Genomic DNA, 16,716 nt, shown 5'->3' on the forward strand with positions numbered 1-16,716 from the left:
GGATCAGGCGGGGCGGGCGTTGGAGAATCGGGGGCGGCGCACCCCGACCGGGTGGCGGCAGGACGGGGAGGTGGCAGCGGAGTGGACCAGCTTTCAGCGCACGATCCGAGGCGGATCGGGCCCTTCGAGGTGCTCGGGCGGCTCGGTGCGGGCGGGATGGGCCTGGTCTACCTGGCGCGCTCCGCGTCCGGCCGACGGGTCGCGATCAAGACGGTCCGGGGGGAACTGGCCGAGGACGAGCTGTTCCGGGTCCGGTTCGCCCGGGAGATCGCGGCGGCCAAGACGGTGGGCGGCTTCTACACCGCGGCCGTGGTGGACGCCGACGCCGACGCACCGGTGCCGTGGCTGGCCACCGCGTACGTGCCCGCGCCTTCGCTGGAGGAGCTGATCGGGCACTGCGGGCCGCTCCCGGTGGACGCCGTCCGCTGGCTGATCGCGGGCATCGCCGAGGCCCTGCAGTCCATCCACGCGGCCGGGTTGGTGCACCGCGACCTCAAGCCGTCCAACGTGCTGGTGGTCGAGGACGGCCCCCGGGTGATCGACTTCGGGATCGCCGCCGGGGTCTCCAGCTCCCGGCTCACCATGACCAACGTCGCGGTCGGCACGCCCGCGTACATGTCGCCGGAGCAGGCCAAGGACAGCCGCAGCGTGACCGGGGCCAGCGACGTGTACTCGCTCGGCTCGCTGCTGGTCTTCTGCGCCACCGGCCACGCCCCCTACCGGGGCGCCAATCCGGTGGAGACGGTCTTCCAACTGCTCCGCGACCAGGCCGACCTGTCCGGGCTGCCGGTCGAGCTGGCCGACCTGGTCCGGGCCTGCATGCGGCCCGCGGCGGAGAACCGGCCGACGCCCGCGCAGATCCAGGCCGAGCTGGCCCCGCACCTGTTCTCCCGGGACGACGCGGCCGGCGAGGCGGGGGACTGGCTGCCGACCGTCGCGCTGGACCTGATCGAGCGCAAGCGCACCCGGCGGACCGTCCCCTCGGGGGCACCCGCCCGGGTGGCGCCGGTGCCGCCGCAGCCGCCGGGCCCCGCCTCGGTGGCCACCGAGAAGATCGCCGGGCGCCGGGCCCCGGCCGCCGGGGAGATCCGGCTGGCCGGTGCCGCCGTGCCGATAGGGCCCGGGCCGCGGGCGGAGGCCGCCGCCGTGACCGGCGCCGCCGCACCCGGCACGGACTGGGTCCGGCGGGCCGCCCCGACCGCTCCGCCCGCGCCCCGGTGGCGTCCCTGGCGGTTCCGGATGTCCAACGACGTCTGGGGCACCCCGGTGGTGGCCGGCGGCACCCTGTTCGTCTCCAGCTTCGAGGTGCACGCCCTGGACATCGGCTCCGGGCAGCGCCGCTACAAGACCCGCGACGTGGCCTGGGCGCTGGCCGTGGACGCCGGCCGGGTGCACGCCGCCGACGGTCCGCACCTCTACACGGTGGACGTGGCCGACGGCACCGAGCGCTGGCGCAACTCGCTGGACGGCTGGATCTACTCGTTGGACGCCGCCGACGGCGTGCTCTGCTGCGGCATCAGGGGCGGTGGCGTCCAGCTCCGTTCGGCCGCCAGCGGCGCCGAGCTCTGGCGGGCCGACGACGCCCAGCAGGACTACGAGAACCCGCAGTCCGGGCCCGCGCTGGTGGCCGGTGCGGCGTACTACTACGGCGGTGGGCGGCTGCGCTGCGTCGATCCGCGCGGCGGGCGGCTGCGGTGGGCCTTCCAGGTCGGCGAGGAGGTGCCGTCCCGGCCGGTCGAGCAGGGGGGCACGCTGTACCTGACCTCCGGGACCCGGGTGTACGCCCTGGACGCCGCGACCGGGGCCGAGCGGTGGCGGTTCGAGGCGGCGGTGGTGCTCTTCACGCCACCGGCGGTGGACGGCGGAGCGGTGTTCGTCGCGGACTACCTCGGGACGGTCTACTCGCTGGACGCCGCAACGGGTCGCGACCGCTGGCGGGGGCGGACCGGCCGGCGGCAGGGGGCCGAGCCGGTGGTGGTCTCGGCCGGCACCGTGCTGGTCGGGGCCGGGGACACCCTGCACGCCTTCGACACCGGCTCCGGGCGGGAGCGCTGGCGCTACAGCGCACGCGGCGAACTGGTCGGCTCCCCGGCCGTCGCCGACGGCCTGGTCCACCTGGGCAGCCGGGACCACTCGCTGCACACCCTCGACCTGACCACGGGGCAGCTCCGCTGGGAGCTCGGCACCAAGGGCGAACTCACCGGCTCCCCGGTGGCGGTCGGCGGGCGGGTCTTCGTCGGGAGCAAGGACCGCTGCGTCTACGCCCTCGACGCCTTCTACGGCACGGCGGTGCCCAACTGACGGAGGAACAGCTCGGCTTTTCGCCGGGCGGTCAGTTGCCCTGTCCAGGGGCTCGGGGACCTGCGAGGAGATCTGGCGTTCGGGTCACTGCGAACGTGCCTGGCCATGTGCGGACGGATCACCTTGCACGGGTGGGCGTCGCAGTTCCCCGACCCCCCGGGTGGCGCGTGGCTGATGCGGTGCCCGGGCGTCTGCCGGCAGGCAGGGCTCAGCGGAGCTGCCAGGCGGACCAGGCGGAGGTGACCATGGCGTCGAGGTCGTACCGGGCGCGCCAGCCGAGTTCGCGGTGGATCAGGTCGGCGGAGGCCACCACGCGGGCGGGATCGCCGGGGCGGCGGGGGGTGACCTGGGGGGCGGTGGGGTCGCCGGTGACGCGGGCGATGACGGCGAGCATCTCGGCGACCGAGACGCCTTCGCCGCGGCCGATGTTGAGGGTGAGCGCGATCGGTTCACCGCCCGCGTCCAGGCGGGCCGCTGCGGCGACGTGGGCGGCGGCGATGTCGGCGACGTGGATGTAGTCGCGGACGCAGGTGCCGTCGGGGGTGTCGTAGTCGTCGCCGAAGACCAGTGGGGGCTGACCGTCGGTCAGGCGCTGGAAGACCATCGGGACCAGGTTGGAGACGCCGTCGTCGGCCAGCAGCGGTGACGAGGTGCCGGCCACGTTGAAGTAGCGGAGCGAGACGGTGGAGAGGCCGTGGGCCCGGCCGACGGAGTTGACCAGCCACTCGCCGGCGAGCTTGGTCTCGCCGTAGGGGTTGATCGGGGCGCACGGGGTGGTCTCGGCGACCAGGTCGACGTCGGGCATGCCGTAGACCGCGGCGGAGGAGGAGAAGACCACGTTGCGGACCCCGCCGTCGACGGCGGCGGCCAGCACGGTCTGCAGACCGGTGAGGTTCTCCCGGTAGTAGAGCAGGGGTTCGGCGACCGATTCGCCGACCTGCTTCTTGGCGGCGATGTGCACCACGCCGGTGATCCCGTGCTCGCGGATCGTGGTGTCGAGCAGGGCCCGGTCCAGGGTCGAGCCGATGACCAGCGGGACGCCGGACGGGACCCGGTCGGCCGCGCCGCTGCTGAGGTCGTCCAGGACGACCACCGGTCGGCCGGCTTCGGCCAGCTGGTGCGCGACATGTCCGCCGATGTAACCGGCTCCGCCGGTGATCAACCAGGTCATGGCGGAAATCCTAAGCCGGGAGGCGGGTCGAACCGGGCCCGGGCGACCGGGCGGTGACGGCGCGTCGGTTCCAGTGAAACGGACATTTCGGTGCAATGCTGCCCAATGCTGTCCGCGTACGGAACCGGAGGAAGCTCAGGTGCACCCCAAGAAGGAACCCACCCGCCCGATCCCGGCGGGTCCCCGGCCGACCGGTCCCCGCCTGCTGTTCTCCGGGGCGGCACTGCTGCTGGCCGCCGCCCTGGTCACCGGCTGCAGCAGTGGTGGCTCCTCCTCCTCGGCCAGTGCCTCGGGCAGCGCCACCGCCCCGGCGTCGCCCAGCGGCAACCAGCTCCAGGACGACTACCAGAAGGTGATCGCCAACGTGCTGCCCTCGGTGGTGCAGATCACCACCGCCAGTGGGCTCGGTTCGGGCATCGTGTACGACACCAAGGGCAACATCGTCACCAACGCCCACGTGGTCGGCAGCGCCAGGACCTTCACCGTCACGCTGGCCAACAGCAACAAGGCGCTGGAGGCCACCCTGGTCGGCAGCTACCCCGAGTCCGACCTCGCGGTGATCAGGCTCGACAGCCCGCCGAGCGGGCTCAAGCCGGCCGTGTTCGGCGACTCCGGCAAGGTCGAGGTCGGGCAGATCACGCTGGCCATGGGCAGCCCGCTGGGGCTCTCCTCCAGCGTCACCCAGGGCATCGTCTCGGCCACCGGCCGGACGGTCTCCGAGCCCAAGGGCGGTGACTCGCCGGGCGCCACCATCGGCAACATGGTGCAGACCTCGGCCGCGATCAACCCGGGCAACAGCGGTGGCGCGCTGGTCAACCTGGGCAGCCAGGTGATCGGCATCAACACGCTGGCCGCCACCGACCCGGACATGAACGGCAGTGCCGCCCCGGGCATCGGCTTCGCCATCCCGGCCGCCACCATCACCAACATCGCCGACCAGCTGATCAAGGACGGCAAGGTCGCCAACTCCGGCCGGGCCGCACTCGGCATCACCGCCCGGACCTACTTCAACGCGGACTTCCGGCCGGCCGGCGTGGCGGTCGTGGCGGTCACCGCGGGCGGCCCCGCCGCCTCGGCCGGGCTCCAGCCCGGCGACGTGATCACCAAGGTCGGCGACACCACCGTCACCAGTATGAACGGCCTCACCACCGCGCTGGCCGCGCTGCAGCCCGGCGCCAAGATCACCGTCACCTACCAGCGGGACGGCGCGGCCAAGACCGCCGAGGTCACCCTCGGCAGCCTGTAGCCGCAGAGACGGCCGGGCCCGGCAGGCCACCCACCGCGCAAGGGGGTGCGGCCTGCCGGGCCCAGCGCTGCCGTACCGTCAGCGGGCCACCCGGGTCCGCCAGGGGAGCTCGACGGTGATCGCGGTCGGGCCGCCGGCCGGGCTGTCGACCACCAGCAGGCCGTCCACCGCGCCGATCCGCTCGGTCAGACCGGCCAGGCCGCTGCCGGGGTAGGAGGCGGCGCCGCCCTTGCCGTTGTCCTCGACCCGGACCATCAGGCGGTCGGCGACCTGCCAGACCTCCACCGAGGCGGCCCTGGCACCGGCGTGCTTGGAGACGTTGGTGAGCAGCTCGCTGACGGTGAAGTAGGCGATGCCCTCGACGGCCGAGTCCGGCCGGCCCGGCAGGTCGACCTTCACCGTGACGCCCTCGGGGACGGTGCAGCGGGCGGCGACCGCGGAGAGGGCGGCGTCCAGCCCACGGTCCGTCAGGACCGCCGGGTGGATGCCCCGGGCCAGGTCGCGCAGCTCCTGCAGGGCGAGCTTCACCTCGCCGTGCGCGGCACCGACCATGGCGGCGGCCGCCACCGGGTCCTCGGTGAGCTTCTCCTTGGCCAGGCCGAGGTCCATCGCCAGCGCCACCAGCCGGGCCTGGGCGCCGTCGTGCAGGTCGCGCTCGATCCGGCGCAGGTCGGCGGCGGCGGTGTCGACCACCGCGCCCCGGTCGTCCTCCAGTTCACGGACCCGCTCGGAGAGCGGGTTCGGGCTGAGCAGGCTGTCCACCAGCATCCGGTCCACGGTGGACAGGAAGCGGGCCGCCCACGGCAGCAGCGGCCAGCCGACCAGCACCAGCACGACGGTCAGGGTGAAACTGATGATCCCCCAGGGCAGCAGCAGCACCGCGTAGAGCGCCGAACGCCAGCCCAGCGCGTCGGTCAGGGCGGCCGACACCCGGCCCGCGGGGCCCGGGCGGGTGACCCGGACCGGCGGGGCCTCGGTCATCTCCAGGCCCAGCGCCAGCGCGCAGCGCTTCCGGGCGAACTGGCCGAAGCCGCGGCAGCCGGCCAGGCCCGCGGCCAGCAGGGGCAGGCCGACCACCGTCACGGCGAGGGCCAGCCCGACGCTCAACAGCGTGACCGTGAAGGTGAATCCGGCCAGCCCGAGCGGCAGGTTGAGCAGTAGGTGCTGTACCTGGCGCCAGAGCTTCGCCCCGTAGAGCGGGGGACGGTCCGGGATCTCCTTCATCATGCACCAAGCCTCTCGTAGAACCTCTGCGCCCAGCATCCCGGCTCGGGGCGGCCCGGGACCATGGGGGCAGTTGGCATTCCGGAGGTGGGGATATCCCCACCACGGTGTGTCTTACGGGTCGGGCAGGGGGTCAGCGGAGCGGGGCGCTGCACTTAGACTCACGCCTTGACGGTTTTGGACGTGTGGGACCAGCGGTGACCGGGAGGCGAACGCATGGAGGGGCTGTCGGCCGCTGCCGACCCTGCCGTGGGCGGTGGCTACTTCGACGCGTACGCGGCGGTGGGCCTGCTCGCGGTGGTCGGCGTGCTGTTCATCGCGGTGTCCTTCACCGCCAACCGGCTGCTCCGACCGGTGGTCCACTCGCCGGAGAAGCAGCTCGCCTACGAGTGCGGGGTGGACCCGGTCGGTGAGGGCTGGGCACACACCCAGATCCGGTACTACGTCTACGCGTTCCTCTACGTGATCTTCGCGGTCGACGCGATCTACCTGTTCCCGTGGGCGACCGTGTTCGCCGCCGCCGGGTTCGGGGCGGCCACGCTGGTGGAGATGTTCGTCTTCATCGGCTTCCTCGCGGTCGGGCTGCTCTACGCCTGGAAGAAGGGCGTTCTGGAATGGACGTGACGCACTCGCACGGTGCCGGGGGCCCGGTCCCGCTGGGCATCCCCGACCCGGCCAAGCCCGGTGCGGTGGAGCCGGCCCGGCTCGGCCCGCTGGCCCGGCTGGCGCCGGACCCGGTCAAGGTGGTGCTCAACTGGGGCCGCCGGTACAGCCTCTGGTGCTTCAACTTCGGCCTGGCCTGCTGCGCGATCGAGTTCATCGCCGCCTCGATGGCCAAGCACGACTTCATCCGGATGGGTGTGATCCCGTTCGCCCCCGGCCCCCGGCAGGCCGACCTGATGATCGTCTCGGGCACCGTGACGGACAAGATGGCACCCGCCGTGAAGCGGCTGTACGAGCAGATGCCCGAGCCCAAGTACGTGATCTCCTTCGGCGCCTGCGCCAACTCCGGCGGCCCGTACTGGGATTCGTACTCGGTCACGAAGGGCGTGGACCAGATCATCCCGGTCGACGTCTACGTGCCCGGCTGCCCGCCCCGCCCCGAGGCGCTGCTCCAGGGCATCCTCAAGCTGCAGGAGAAGATCGCGGCCGAGTCGCTGCCGCAGCGGTACGCGGCGCCCGCCGCCGCGCTGCGCCGACCGCTGGTGGCCGGGCCCGAGGCGGAGCAGAAGTGACCGACCCGCAGACCCCCGCCGGCGTCCAGGCCGAGGCCGCCGTCGCCGCGATCGGCGAGTGGGCCACCGCCACCGAGGCGTACCGGCTGCTCACCGTGGACGTGCCCGCCGAGCACTGGATCGAGGCGCTCACCGCCGCCCGGGACGCCCTCGGCCTGACCTTCTTCGACTGGCTGAGCGCGGTCGACGAGCTGGCCGACGGCTTCTCGGTCGCCGCGCACCTGGCCGACGCGGGCGCGGGCCCCGTCCGCCACCTGCTGCTCCGCACCAAGGTGCCGCGGCACGCCGCCGCGCTGCCGACCGCCCTCGGCGTCTACGCCGGGGCCGGCTGGCACGAGCGGGAGACCGCCGAGATGTTCGGCATCGACTTCACCGGCCACCCGCACCTGGTCACCCTGCTGCTGCCGGACGGCTTCGAGGGCCACCCGCTGCGCAAGGAGTTCGTGCTCGCGGCCCGGGTCGCCAAGGCCTGGCCCGGCGCCAAGGAGCCCGGCGAGAGCGAGGGCGACGGCCCGGCCCGGCGCAAGATGCAGCCGGCCGGCGTGCCCGACCCGAACGAGTGGGGCCCGCTGAAGGGCACCCTGCCGCCGATCGCCGAGCGCCCGGCCCGCGCCGCCCGGACACCCCGGGCGGCCGCCGCCGGTGCGGCCGGTCCCGCCGCTCCCGCCGCCGAAGGGGCGGAGGGCGCGCCCGCCCCCCGGCCGCGCCGGACCCGCAGCATCAGCGACGGCTCGGTCAGCCAGGCCGAAGGCGCCCCGGCGGCTCCGGCCGCCCCGGTCGAGCGCCCGCGCCCGGCCCGCACCCAGTCGGCCGACGCCCCGTGGCACAACCCGGTGCCGGCCACCGCTGACGAACCGTCGGCGCCGCCCGGGCCGCCCGCCCCGCCCGTGAGCGGCGGCCCCGGCGCCCCGGCGGTGCCCCCCACGGCCACCGAGCCCGAGCCGAAGGACGGAGACAGCGCATGAGCTTCCTCGAGATGCTGCTGCGCTGCGTCGCGGTGCTGGTGGTCTTCCTGGTCTTCCCGCTGGTGATCGGTCAGACCGAGCACAAGGTGATGGCGCACATGCAGGGCCGGCTCGGCCCGATGTACGCCGGTGGTTTCCACGGCTGGGCCCAGCTGGTGGCCGACGGGGTGAAGTTCGTCCAGAAGGAGGACATCGTCCCGGCCGACGCCGACCGCCGGGTCTTCCAACTGGCGCCCGCCGTCGCGCTGTTGCCGTACCTGGTGGTGCTGCTGGCGATCCCGGTCGGGCCCGGCGGCTTCGTCGGTCAGGCGATCGACGCGGGGATCTTCTTCGTGCTCGCCGTGATGGGCATCGGGGTGCTCGGTTCGCTGATGGCGGGCTGGGCCTCGGCCAACAAGTTCTCGCTGCTCGGCGGCCTGCGCACGGCCGCCCAGCTGATGGCGTACGAGCTGCCGATGCTGCTGGCCGCCGCCTCGGTGGCGATGGCGGCCGGCACCCTCTCGCTGCCCGGCATCCTGGAGCAGTTCGAGTGGTGGTGGGTGCCGTGGCAGATCGTCGGCGCCTTCGTCTTCTTCGTGGCCGGCCTGGCCGAGCTGCAGCGCCCGCCGTTCGACATGCCGGTGGCCGACTCCGAGATCATCTTCGGCGCGTACACCGAGTACACCGGCATCCGGTTCGCGTTCTTCCTGCTCTCCGAGTACGCGGGCATCCTGGTGGTCTCCGCGCTCACCACCGTGCTGTTCCTGGGCGGCTGGCACGGCCCGCTGCCGGACCAGCTCGGCTGGCTGTGGACGATCCTGAAGACCTTCGCCCTCGCCCTGGTGGTGATCTGGCTCCGGGTCACCTTCCCCCGCCTGCGCGAGGACCAGCTGATGCGGTTCGCCTGGACCAAGCTGATCCCGCTGGCGCTGGCCCAGCTCGCCCTCACGGGCATCGTGAAGGTGGCGATCTCCTAGATGAAGCTTCCCGGTAGCGGCCTCGCCAAGGGCCTGGCCGTCACGCTCCGCACCATGACGAAGAAGACCGTCACCGCGCAGTACCCCGAGGTGCAGCCCGACCTCGCCCCGCGTACCCGGGGCGTGATCGCGCTGCTGGAGGAGAACTGCACGGTCTGCATGCTCTGCGCCCGGGAGTGCCCGGACTGGTGCATCTACATCGACTCCCACAAGGAGACGCTGCCCGCCGCCGACCCGAACGCCCGGGCCAGGACCCGCAACGTGCTGGACCGGTTCGCGATCGACTTCTCGCTCTGCATGTACTGCGGGATCTGCATCGAGGTCTGCCCGTTCGACGCGCTGTTCTGGTCCCCGGAGTTCGAGTACGCGGAGACCGACATCCTGGAGCTGACCCACGAGCGGGACCGGCTCCGGGAGTGGATGTGGACGGTGCCCGCACCGCCCGCGCTCGACCCGGCGGCCGAGGAGCCCAAGGAGATCGCGATGGCCCGCAAGGCCGCCGACAAGGCACACGCCGCCCAGCTCGCCGCCGAGGCGAAGGGTGACGAGTCGTGAGCCTGCTGGCCGCCGCCGGTCCGCTGGAACCGGCCGCCCGTTCCTTCCTCTCCCCGACCGGGGTGGAGATCGTCTTCCTGCTGGTCGGCGTGGTCGTGCTGGCCGCCGCCGTGATCACCGTGACCACCCGGCAGCTGGTGCACGCCGCGCTCTGGCTGGTGGTCGCGCTCGGTGGCCTGGCGGTGGAGTTCCTGCTGCTCACCGCCGAGTTCGTCGCCTGGGTGCAGGTGCTGATCTACCTCGGCTCGGTGGTCGTGCTGGTGCTGTTCGGCCTGATGCTGACCAAGGCCCCGATCGGCCGCTCCCCGGACGCCGACTCCGGCAACCGGTGGGCCGCGTCGGCCGTCGGCCTGGCCACCGCCGGCACCCTGGTGACCCTGGTGGTGGACGCCTTCCGCACCTCCTGGATCGACCTCGGCGCCGGCGCGGGCAGTGCCAGGGCCACCGGCGAGTACCTGTTCCGGCACTGGGTGCTGCCCTTCGAGGCGCTCTCGGTGCTGCTGCTGGCCGCACTGGTCGGCGCGATCGTGCTGTCCCGCCGGGACGGCGAGGGCCGCAAGCCCAAGCCGCGCCCCGGCAAGCTGCGCGCGGGCAAGGCCGTCGGCACCAGCGCGCCCGTCGGCACCGGCAAGGAGAGCTGACGATGCATCTGGCCTACCCCGCCGTCCTGGCCGCCCTGCTCTTCGCGATCGGTGTCTACGGCGTGCTCGCCCGGCGCAACACGGTGCTGGTGCTGATGTCGGTCGAGCTGATGCTCAACGCCGTCAACCTCAACCTGGTCGCCTTCGACGTCTGGCTGCGCGACGCGCTGCACGGCGGCCAGGCGCTCACGCTCTTCACCATCACGCTGGCCGCCGCCGAGATCGGCCTCGGCCTGGCCATCGTGCTGCTGGTGTTCCGCACCCGCCGCACCGCCGACATCGACCGGCTCACCGCGCTCGGCGACCCGGCGGAAGACGACGACACGTCAGCAGAGGCCGTCGCATGAACCTCGCCCTCCCCGTCCTGGTCCCGGTGCTGCCCGCGCTCGGCGCCGCCGCCACGCTGGCCACCGGGAAGCGGGCCCCCGGCCTGACCCGGCCGCTGGCGATCCTGCCGGTGGCCGCCTCGGCGGTGCTGGCCCTGGTGGTCGCCCTCCAGCTCGGCACCGGCCAGAGCCTGGACGCCGCCACCCGGCTGGCCCCGACCGGCGGCCCCGAGCTCTCGCTCGCGCTGCACCTGGACGGCTTCAGCTCGCTGATCTCGGTGCTGGTCGGCCTGGTCGCCACCTGCGTGCAGGTGTACTCGACCGCCTACCTCAAGGACGACCCGCGCTACCCCTCGTACGCGGCGCTGGTCTCGCTCTTCACGGCGGCGATGTTCCTGGTCGTCTTCTCCGGCGACCTGGTGGTGCTGCTGGTCGGCTGGGAGGTGATGGGCATCTGCTCGTACTTCCTGATCGGCCATCACTGGGAGACCGCCGACGCCCGCTCCGCCTCGCTCAAGGCGTTCCTGGTCACCAAGCTCGGCGACGTGCCGTTCCTGATCGGCCTCTTCCTGCTCGGCGCGGACGCCGGGACGTTCCGGATCGAGGGCGTGCTCAAGGTCGCCACCGAGGGGCAGCTCTCGCACCCGACGCTGACCGCGCTGCTGCTGCTCGCGGGCGTCGCGGGCAAGAGCGCCCAGTTCCCGCTGCACACCTGGCTGCCCGACGCGATGGCCGGCCCGACGCCGGTCTCCGCGCTGATCCACGCCGCCACCATGGTGGCGGCCGGCATCTACCTGGTGGCCCGGCTGCTGCCGGTCTTCCTGGCCTCCGGTGCCGCGCTGGTGGTGCTCTCGGTGCTGGCGGCCGTCACCATGGTCGGCTCCGCGCTCTGCGCGCTGGCCCAGGACGACCTGAAGCGGGTGCTGGCGTACTCGACGGTCGGTCAGCTCGGCTACATGGCGGGCGCGCTGGCCGCCGGTGACCGGCAGGCCGCCGTCTTCCACCTGGTCAGCCACGGTGCCTTCAAGGCGCTGCTGTTCCTGGCCGCCGGTGTGGTCATCCACGCCGCGCACACCAACTCGCTCAGCGCGATGGCCCGGATGCCCGGGCTGCGCAAGCAGGTGCCGGACGCCTACTGGACGACCGGCATCGCGCTGGTCGCGCTGATCGGCCTGCCGCCGTTCGCCGGTTTCTTCAGCAAGGAGGCGGTGCTCACCGCCGCCGAGCACGCCGCCACCGGCGAGGCGCTGACCAACGGCCTCGGCCCGGCCTCGGCCGTGCCCGCCACGGCCGGCTGGATCGTGCTGGTCGCCGCCGGGCTGACCGCGCTGCTCACGGCCGCGTACGCCGCCCGGCTCTGGCTGCTGGCCTTCCACAGTGCGCCGGTCACGCTGACCGCCGCCACCGACGCCCCGTACTCCGCCGAGATCGACGAGGCCGACCCGGCGCACGCCGAGCCGCCCGCGATGCGCTGGCCGCTCTGGGTGCTGGCGATCCCGACCATGGGCTTCGGCGTCCTCGGCCTGCGCCCGGACTGGCTGCCCGCCCTGCTGGACGGCGGCTCGCTCCGCCCGTCCACGGTGACCGCCGTGATCGGCACCGGACTCGCCCTGGCGGGCGCCCTGATCGGGTACGGCGCCTGGCGCTCCGTCACCGCCCGGGCCGCCGCGGCGGCCGAGCGGGTGCCGGAGCAGGCGGGCCCGCCCGCCGCCGAGACGCTGGCCCCGGCCCGCCCCAAGCCGCCGGCCGACCCCGGCCGGCTGCTGCTCGGGCCGCTGTTCGGCCCGGCACTGCACGGCTTCCACGTGGACCGGCTGTACAGCGCGCTGTTCGTCCGCCCGACCCTGGCCGCCGCGCGGCTGGTCCGCTTCCTGGACCGCGAGGTGGTGGAGACCTACGTCCGGGGCACCGGCACCGGCGCCAACCTGCTCGGTTGGGCGGTCCGCCGGAGCCAGACCGGCAACGCCCAGACCTACCTGAGCGTGCTGCTCGGCGCCGTCGTGGTGCTCACCGTCCTGGTGGCGGTCGGCTCATGACCCTCTCTCACCGCTTCGGAGGCAGGGCCTCGTGAACGTGCTCCTCATCGCCCTCCTGGCCCTGCCGCTGCTGGGCGCCGCCCTCACCCTGGCCCCGCTCGGCGAGCGCGCCGCGCTCCGCCTCGGGGTCGGGGTCACCGGCGCCGTGCTGGCGGGCACGATCGCGCTGGCCGCCTGGTTCGACCACGACACCCCGGCCCGGATGCAGGCCGTCACCGACGTGGGCTGGATCCCGGCGATCGGCGTCCGGTTCCACCTCGGGGTGGACGGCATCTCGCTGCCGCTGCTGGTGCTGACCGCGCTGCTCACCTTCCTCTGCGCGGTGTACTCCAGCCGGAAGCTCCCGGCCGGGCCCGGCGCCCGGGCCTTCACCGGCCTGGTGCTGCTGCTCGAAGTGGGCATGCTGGCCACCTTCGTGGTGCTCGACCTGGTGCTGTTCTTCCTGGCCTTCGAGATCGTGCTGATCCCGATGTACTTCCTGATCGCCCGCTGGGGCAGTGGCGCCAAGGTGCCCGCCGCCAACCGCTTCATCCTGTACACCCTGCTCGGCTCCGCCGTGATGCTGCTCGGCTTCCTGCTGATCGGCGGTCAGGCGGGCACCTTCGACCTGACCGAGCTGGCCACCGCGCACGGCAGCGGCCTGACCCACACCACCCAGGTCACCGCCGCGCTGGCGATCATGATCGGCCTGGCGGTGAAGGCCCCGGCCTTCCCGCTGCACAGCTGGCTGCCGGACGCGCACACCGCCGCCCCCACCGTCGGCTCGGTGCTGCTGGCCGGGGTGCTGCTCAAGATGGGCACCTACGGCCTGGTCCGGGTGCTGCTCCCGGTGGTCCCGGACGGCACCGCCACGCTGGCCCCGTACCTCGGTGCGCTGGCCGCGGTCGGCATCGTCTACGGCTCGCTGGCCTGCCTGGCGCTGGCCAGGCCCGGCGCCAAGGGCGATCTCAAGCGCCTGATCGCGTACTCCTCGGTCGGCCACATGGGCTTCGTGCTGCTGGGCATCGCCTCGCTCACCCCGAGCGGGGTGAACGGCGCGCTGTTCGCCAACATCGGCCACGGCCTGATCACCGGCCTGCTGTTCTTCCTGGTCGGCGCGGTCAAGGACCGCTACGGCACCGCCGACCTGGACACCCTGGCCGGTGCCACCGGCGCCGCCCTGTACGGCCGGGCGCCCAGGATCGGCGGCCTGCTCGCGTTCGCCGCCGTGGCCAGCCTCGGCCTGCCAGGACTGGCCGGCTTCTGGGGCGAACTGCTCGCCATGTACGGCGCCTTCGACCCGGCGGCCGGGCTGTCCCGCCCGGCCTTCCTGACCTACCTGGTGCTGGCCGGCCTCGGCACCCTGCTCACCGCCGGCTACCTGCTGGTGGTGGTCAAGCGGGTCTGCATGGGCGACCCGAAGCAGCCCGGCCGCTCGGACGTGCCCGACCTCCAGGCGTACGAGGCGGTCAGCTGGACCCCGCTCGCCGCGCTCACCGTGGTGGCCGGGCTCTGGCCCGCGCTGCTGCTCGGACTCTCCGACCCGGCCGTCAAGCACCTGCTCGGAGGCGGCTGACCCGTGTTCACCCTCCCTATCTCCCAGGGGCCGACCGCCATGACTCCTCTCGCCGTCGCCGACCCGGGCGCCCTGGTCCAGTCCGTCGACTGGGTGGCCGTCGCGCCCCCGCTGGTCGCCGCGCTGGCCGGTCTGGTGGTGCTGGTCGCCGACCTGTTCCTGAAGGGGAGCCGGAAGAAGGCGCTGTCCTGGATCGCGCTCGGCGGCCTGACCCTGGCCCTCGCCGCGCTGCTCCCGCTGGCGCTCGGCGACCCGCGCGCCACCTTCTGCGTCACCGACGGCGACTGCTCCTACGTGGTGGACCACTTCACGCTGGCCTTCCAGCTGCTCGCGCTCGGCGGCGCGCTGATCGCGGCCCTGCTCTCGGTGCACACCGTGGCGGCGGACCGGCTGCCCGGCGGTGAGTTCTGGTTCCTGCTGCTCAGCAGCGCCGCCGGGGCCGCCCTGCTGCCCGCCTCGCGGGACCTGGCCACCCTGGTGGTCGCGCTGGAGGTGGCCTCGCTGCCCGCCTTCGCGCTGGTCGCGCTGCGCCGGGACGGCCGGGGCGCGGAGGCGGCGCTCAAGTTCTTCCTCTCCTCGGTCACCGCCACCGCCGTGATGCTGCTCGGCGTCAGCTTCGTCTACGCCGCGACCGGCACCCTGCACCTGTCGGCGATCGCCGACGCGCTCACCACAGCCCCGGCCCAGCTGCGGCACCTGGCCGAGGCCGGGGCGGTGCTGACCCTGGTCGGCTTCGCCTTCAAGACCGCCGCCGTCCCGTTCCACTTCTGGGTGCCGGACACCTACGTCGGCGCCCCGGTCCCGGTCGCGGGCTACCTCTCGGTGGTCGGCAAGGCCGCCGGTCTGGCCGGGCTCGCACTGGTCACCACCGTCGCGTTCCGCCCGTACGGGCACACCTGGGGCCTGGTGCTGGCGGTGCTCGCCGCCGTCACCATGACGGCCGGGAACGTCGCCGCGCTGCGCCAGCGGTCCGCCGCCCCGAACGGCGCGGTGCGGCTGCTGGCCTGGTCCTCCGTCAGCCAGGCCGGCTACCTGCTGGTCCCGCTGGCCGCCGCCGGGTACGCCGGCTCCGACCGGCCGGTCGGCGCCACCGTGGCGTACGCGCTGGTCTACGGCGTGGTGAACCTCGGCGCCTTCGCGGCGGTCGCGGCCACCGGGCACTCCCGGCTGGACGACTTCCAGGGCCTGTTCGCCCGGAACCGCTGGACGGCGCTGGCGCTGGCCTTCTTCCTGCTCTGCCTGGCCGGGCTGCCGCCGGGCGTGGTCGGCCTGTTCGGCAAGGTGGTGGTCTTCCGCGCGGCGGTGGACGCCGGTCTCGGCTGGCTGGCGGTGGTGATGGCGGCCAACGTGGTGGTCGCGCTCTCCTACTACCTGGCCTGGACGGCGAAGCTGTTCGCCGCCGGCGAGAGCGCCCCGACCCGGGTCCCCGGCCCGCTGCGGGCCACCCTGGGGCTCACCGCGGCGGTCGCCGTGGCGCTCTCGGTGGCGCCGCAGCTGGTGCTCCAGGTGGTCTCGGGCAGCCTGTTCTGACCCCGCCCCCGCCGGTGCCGGGAACGAAGCCGCCTCGTCCTGCCGTTGATCCAGGCAGAGGGACGATTCCAGAAGGCTTCCCACCGCACCACTTGGAGGGCCTGCGTGCACCGGCAGCACAACGGGTTGAGGACGGCTGCGCTGCTCGGCGGGCTGTCGGCGCTGATCCTGGTGGTCGGCAGCTTCTTCGGCCGGACGGGCTTCGTGCTCGCGCTGCTGGTGGCCCTCGGCACCAACGCCTACGCCTACTGGAACAGTGACAAGCTCGCCCTGAAGGCGATGCGGGCCCGCCCGGTCAGCGAGATCGAGGCGCCCCGGCTCTACCGGATCGTCCGGGAGCTCTCCACCTCGGCCCGGCAGCCGATGCCCCGGCTGTACATCTCGCCCACCCCGGCCCCGAACGCCTTCGCCACCGGGCGGAACCCGCGCAACGCGGCGGTCTGCTGCACCGACGGCATCCTGCAACTGCTCGATGAGCGCGAGCTGCGCGGGGTGCTCGGCCACGAGCTCAGCCACGTCTACAACCGGGACATCCTGATCTCCTCGGTGGCCGGCGCGCTGGCCACGGTGGTGATGTTCCTGGTGAACTTCGCCTGGCTGATCCCGTTCGGCCGGAGCGAGGACGACGACGGCCCGGGCCTGTTCGGGATGCTCGCGATCATGATCCTGGGCCCGCTGGCCGCCTCGATGATCCAACTGGCCGTCAGCCGCTCCCGGGAGTACCAGGCCGACGCCGACGGGGCCCGGATCACCGGCGACCCGCTCGCCCTGGCCAGTGCCCTGCGCAAGCTGGAGGCGGGCACCCAGCGGCTCCCGCTGGCCCCGGAGCCCCGGCTCAAGACCGCCAGCCACATGATGATCGCCAGCCCGTTCCGGACCGGCGAGCACGGCACCCGGCTGTTCGCCACCCACCCGCCGATGGCCGACCGGATCGCCCGCCTGGAGCGGATGGCCGGCCACCGGCTGCCGTAGGGG

At 73.6% G+C, this 16,716-nt stretch carries 15 protein-coding genes; 13 read left to right on the top strand and 2 right to left on the bottom strand.

Annotation, left to right across the window (positions count from 1 at the left end; translation table 11 throughout):
* The first annotated feature begins 81 nt into the window (after positions 1-81).
* The gene (locus ACIRPK_RS11625) at positions 82-2,301 is read left to right on the top strand and encodes a PQQ-binding-like beta-propeller repeat protein (RefSeq protein ID WP_403036424.1); all 2,220 of its coding nucleotides are present in this window, start codon (positions 82-84) and stop codon (positions 2,299-2,301) included.
* 208 nt (positions 2,302-2,509) lie between these two features.
* Here ACIRPK_RS11625 and galE read toward each other — a convergent pair whose 3' ends face one another.
* Entirely contained in the window at positions 2,510-3,472 is a 963-nt protein-coding gene (galE, locus tag ACIRPK_RS11630) for a UDP-glucose 4-epimerase GalE (protein WP_403036427.1), read from the bottom strand.
* 169 nt (positions 3,473-3,641) lie between these two features.
* Between galE and ACIRPK_RS11635 the strand changes: the two genes are divergently transcribed.
* The gene (locus ACIRPK_RS11635; protein WP_403036878.1) at positions 3,642-4,718 is read left to right on the top strand and encodes a S1C family serine protease; all 1,077 of its coding nucleotides are present in this window, start codon (positions 3,642-3,644) and stop codon (positions 4,716-4,718) included.
* Positions 4,719-4,796: 78 nt separating this feature from the next.
* Here the strand turns inward: ACIRPK_RS11635 and ACIRPK_RS11640 are convergent, their stop codons facing one another.
* Positions 4,797-5,942 (bottom strand): sensor histidine kinase, encoded by a 1,146-nt coding sequence (locus ACIRPK_RS11640; RefSeq protein WP_403036881.1) that lies wholly within the window; start codon positions 5,940-5,942, stop codon positions 4,797-4,799.
* Between the two features lie 216 nt (positions 5,943-6,158).
* On the opposite strand from ACIRPK_RS11640, the gene ACIRPK_RS11645 reads away from it, so the two are divergent.
* The 11 genes from ACIRPK_RS11645 to htpX all read left to right on the top strand — a co-directional run bounded on the left by ACIRPK_RS11645 (position 6,159) and on the right by htpX (position 16,713).
* Positions 6,159-6,566 carry an NADH-quinone oxidoreductase subunit A gene (locus tag ACIRPK_RS11645; protein WP_403036430.1) on the top strand — a complete coding sequence of 136 codons (408 nt, stop codon included), beginning with the start codon at positions 6,159-6,161 and terminating at the stop codon, positions 6,564-6,566.
* Complete coding sequence (locus tag ACIRPK_RS11650) at positions 6,557-7,177, top strand: NADH-quinone oxidoreductase subunit B (RefSeq protein WP_403036433.1); 621 nt, start codon at positions 6,557-6,559, stop codon at positions 7,175-7,177. Before ACIRPK_RS11645 ends, ACIRPK_RS11650 begins: the two co-directional genes overlap by 10 nt.
* Positions 7,174-8,142: an NADH-quinone oxidoreductase subunit C gene (locus ACIRPK_RS11655; protein ID WP_403036435.1), complete on the top strand. Its 969-nt coding sequence runs from the start codon at positions 7,174-7,176 to the stop codon at positions 8,140-8,142. Before ACIRPK_RS11650 ends, ACIRPK_RS11655 begins: the two co-directional genes overlap by 4 nt.
* Positions 8,139-9,098 carry an NADH-quinone oxidoreductase subunit NuoH gene (nuoH, locus tag ACIRPK_RS11660; RefSeq protein ID WP_403036438.1) on the top strand — a complete coding sequence of 320 codons (960 nt, stop codon included), beginning with the start codon at positions 8,139-8,141 and terminating at the stop codon, positions 9,096-9,098. Before ACIRPK_RS11655 ends, nuoH begins: the two co-directional genes overlap by 4 nt.
* Positions 9,099-9,653, top strand: a complete 555-nt coding sequence (locus ACIRPK_RS11665) for a NuoI/complex I 23 kDa subunit family protein (RefSeq protein WP_403036441.1) — start codon at positions 9,099-9,101, stop codon at positions 9,651-9,653.
* Between the two features lie 2 nt (positions 9,654-9,655).
* Positions 9,656-10,294: an NADH-quinone oxidoreductase subunit J gene (locus ACIRPK_RS11670; RefSeq protein WP_403036883.1), complete on the top strand. Its 639-nt coding sequence runs from the start codon at positions 9,656-9,658 to the stop codon at positions 10,292-10,294.
* A 2-nt stretch (positions 10,295-10,296) separates the two neighbouring features.
* Positions 10,297-10,641: an NADH-quinone oxidoreductase subunit NuoK gene (nuoK, locus tag ACIRPK_RS11675; RefSeq protein WP_403036444.1), complete on the top strand. Its 345-nt coding sequence runs from the start codon at positions 10,297-10,299 to the stop codon at positions 10,639-10,641.
* On the top strand, positions 10,638-12,656 hold the full coding sequence (locus ACIRPK_RS11680; RefSeq protein WP_403036447.1) for an NADH-quinone oxidoreductase subunit L: 2,019 nt from the start codon (positions 10,638-10,640) through the stop codon (positions 12,654-12,656). The genes nuoK and ACIRPK_RS11680 overlap by 4 nt, the downstream gene beginning before the upstream one ends.
* A 31-nt stretch (positions 12,657-12,687) precedes the next feature.
* On the top strand, positions 12,688-14,211 hold the full coding sequence (locus ACIRPK_RS11685; protein ID WP_403036449.1) for a NuoM family protein: 1,524 nt from the start codon (positions 12,688-12,690) through the stop codon (positions 14,209-14,211).
* A 39-nt stretch (positions 14,212-14,250) separates the two neighbouring features.
* Positions 14,251-15,741, top strand: coding sequence for an NADH-quinone oxidoreductase subunit N (locus ACIRPK_RS11690; RefSeq protein WP_403036451.1), 1,491 nt, complete (start codon positions 14,251-14,253; stop codon positions 15,739-15,741).
* A 105-nt stretch (positions 15,742-15,846) separates the two neighbouring features.
* A complete protein-coding gene (gene htpX, locus ACIRPK_RS11695; protein WP_403036453.1) occupies positions 15,847-16,713 on the top strand; it encodes a zinc metalloprotease HtpX in 867 nt (288 codons plus the stop codon).
* The last annotated feature ends 3 nt before the right edge of the window (positions 16,714-16,716 follow it).

Source organism: Kitasatospora sp. NPDC101801 (genome assembly GCF_044766665.1).
In the GTDB taxonomy this organism is placed as follows: Bacteria; Actinomycetota; Actinomycetes; order Streptomycetales; family Streptomycetaceae; genus Kitasatospora.

Bases quoted from the DNA above. Each gene is read 5' to 3' on its own strand.
- ACIRPK_RS11640 (WP_403036881.1), bottom strand. From the start codon at position 5,942: ATGAAGGAGATCCCGGACCGTCCCCCGCTCTACGGGGCGAAGCTCTGG.
- ACIRPK_RS11650 (WP_403036433.1), top strand. From the start codon at position 6,557: ATGGACGTGACGCACTCGCACGGTGCCGGGGGCCCGGTCCCGCTGGGC.
- nuoK (WP_403036444.1), top strand. From the start codon at position 10,297: ATGCATCTGGCCTACCCCGCCGTCCTGGCCGCCCTGCTCTTCGCGATC.
- galE (WP_403036427.1), bottom strand. From the start codon at position 3,472: ATGACCTGGTTGATCACCGGCGGAGCCGGTTACATCGGCGGACATGTC.
- ACIRPK_RS11680 (WP_403036447.1), top strand. From the start codon at position 10,638: ATGAACCTCGCCCTCCCCGTCCTGGTCCCGGTGCTGCCCGCGCTCGGC.
- ACIRPK_RS11665 (WP_403036441.1), top strand. From the start codon at position 9,099: ATGAAGCTTCCCGGTAGCGGCCTCGCCAAGGGCCTGGCCGTCACGCTC.
- ACIRPK_RS11690 (WP_403036451.1), top strand. From the start codon at position 14,251: ATGACTCCTCTCGCCGTCGCCGACCCGGGCGCCCTGGTCCAGTCCGTC.
- ACIRPK_RS11645 (WP_403036430.1), top strand. From the start codon at position 6,159: ATGGAGGGGCTGTCGGCCGCTGCCGACCCTGCCGTGGGCGGTGGCTAC.
- nuoH (WP_403036438.1), top strand. From the start codon at position 8,139: ATGAGCTTCCTCGAGATGCTGCTGCGCTGCGTCGCGGTGCTGGTGGTC.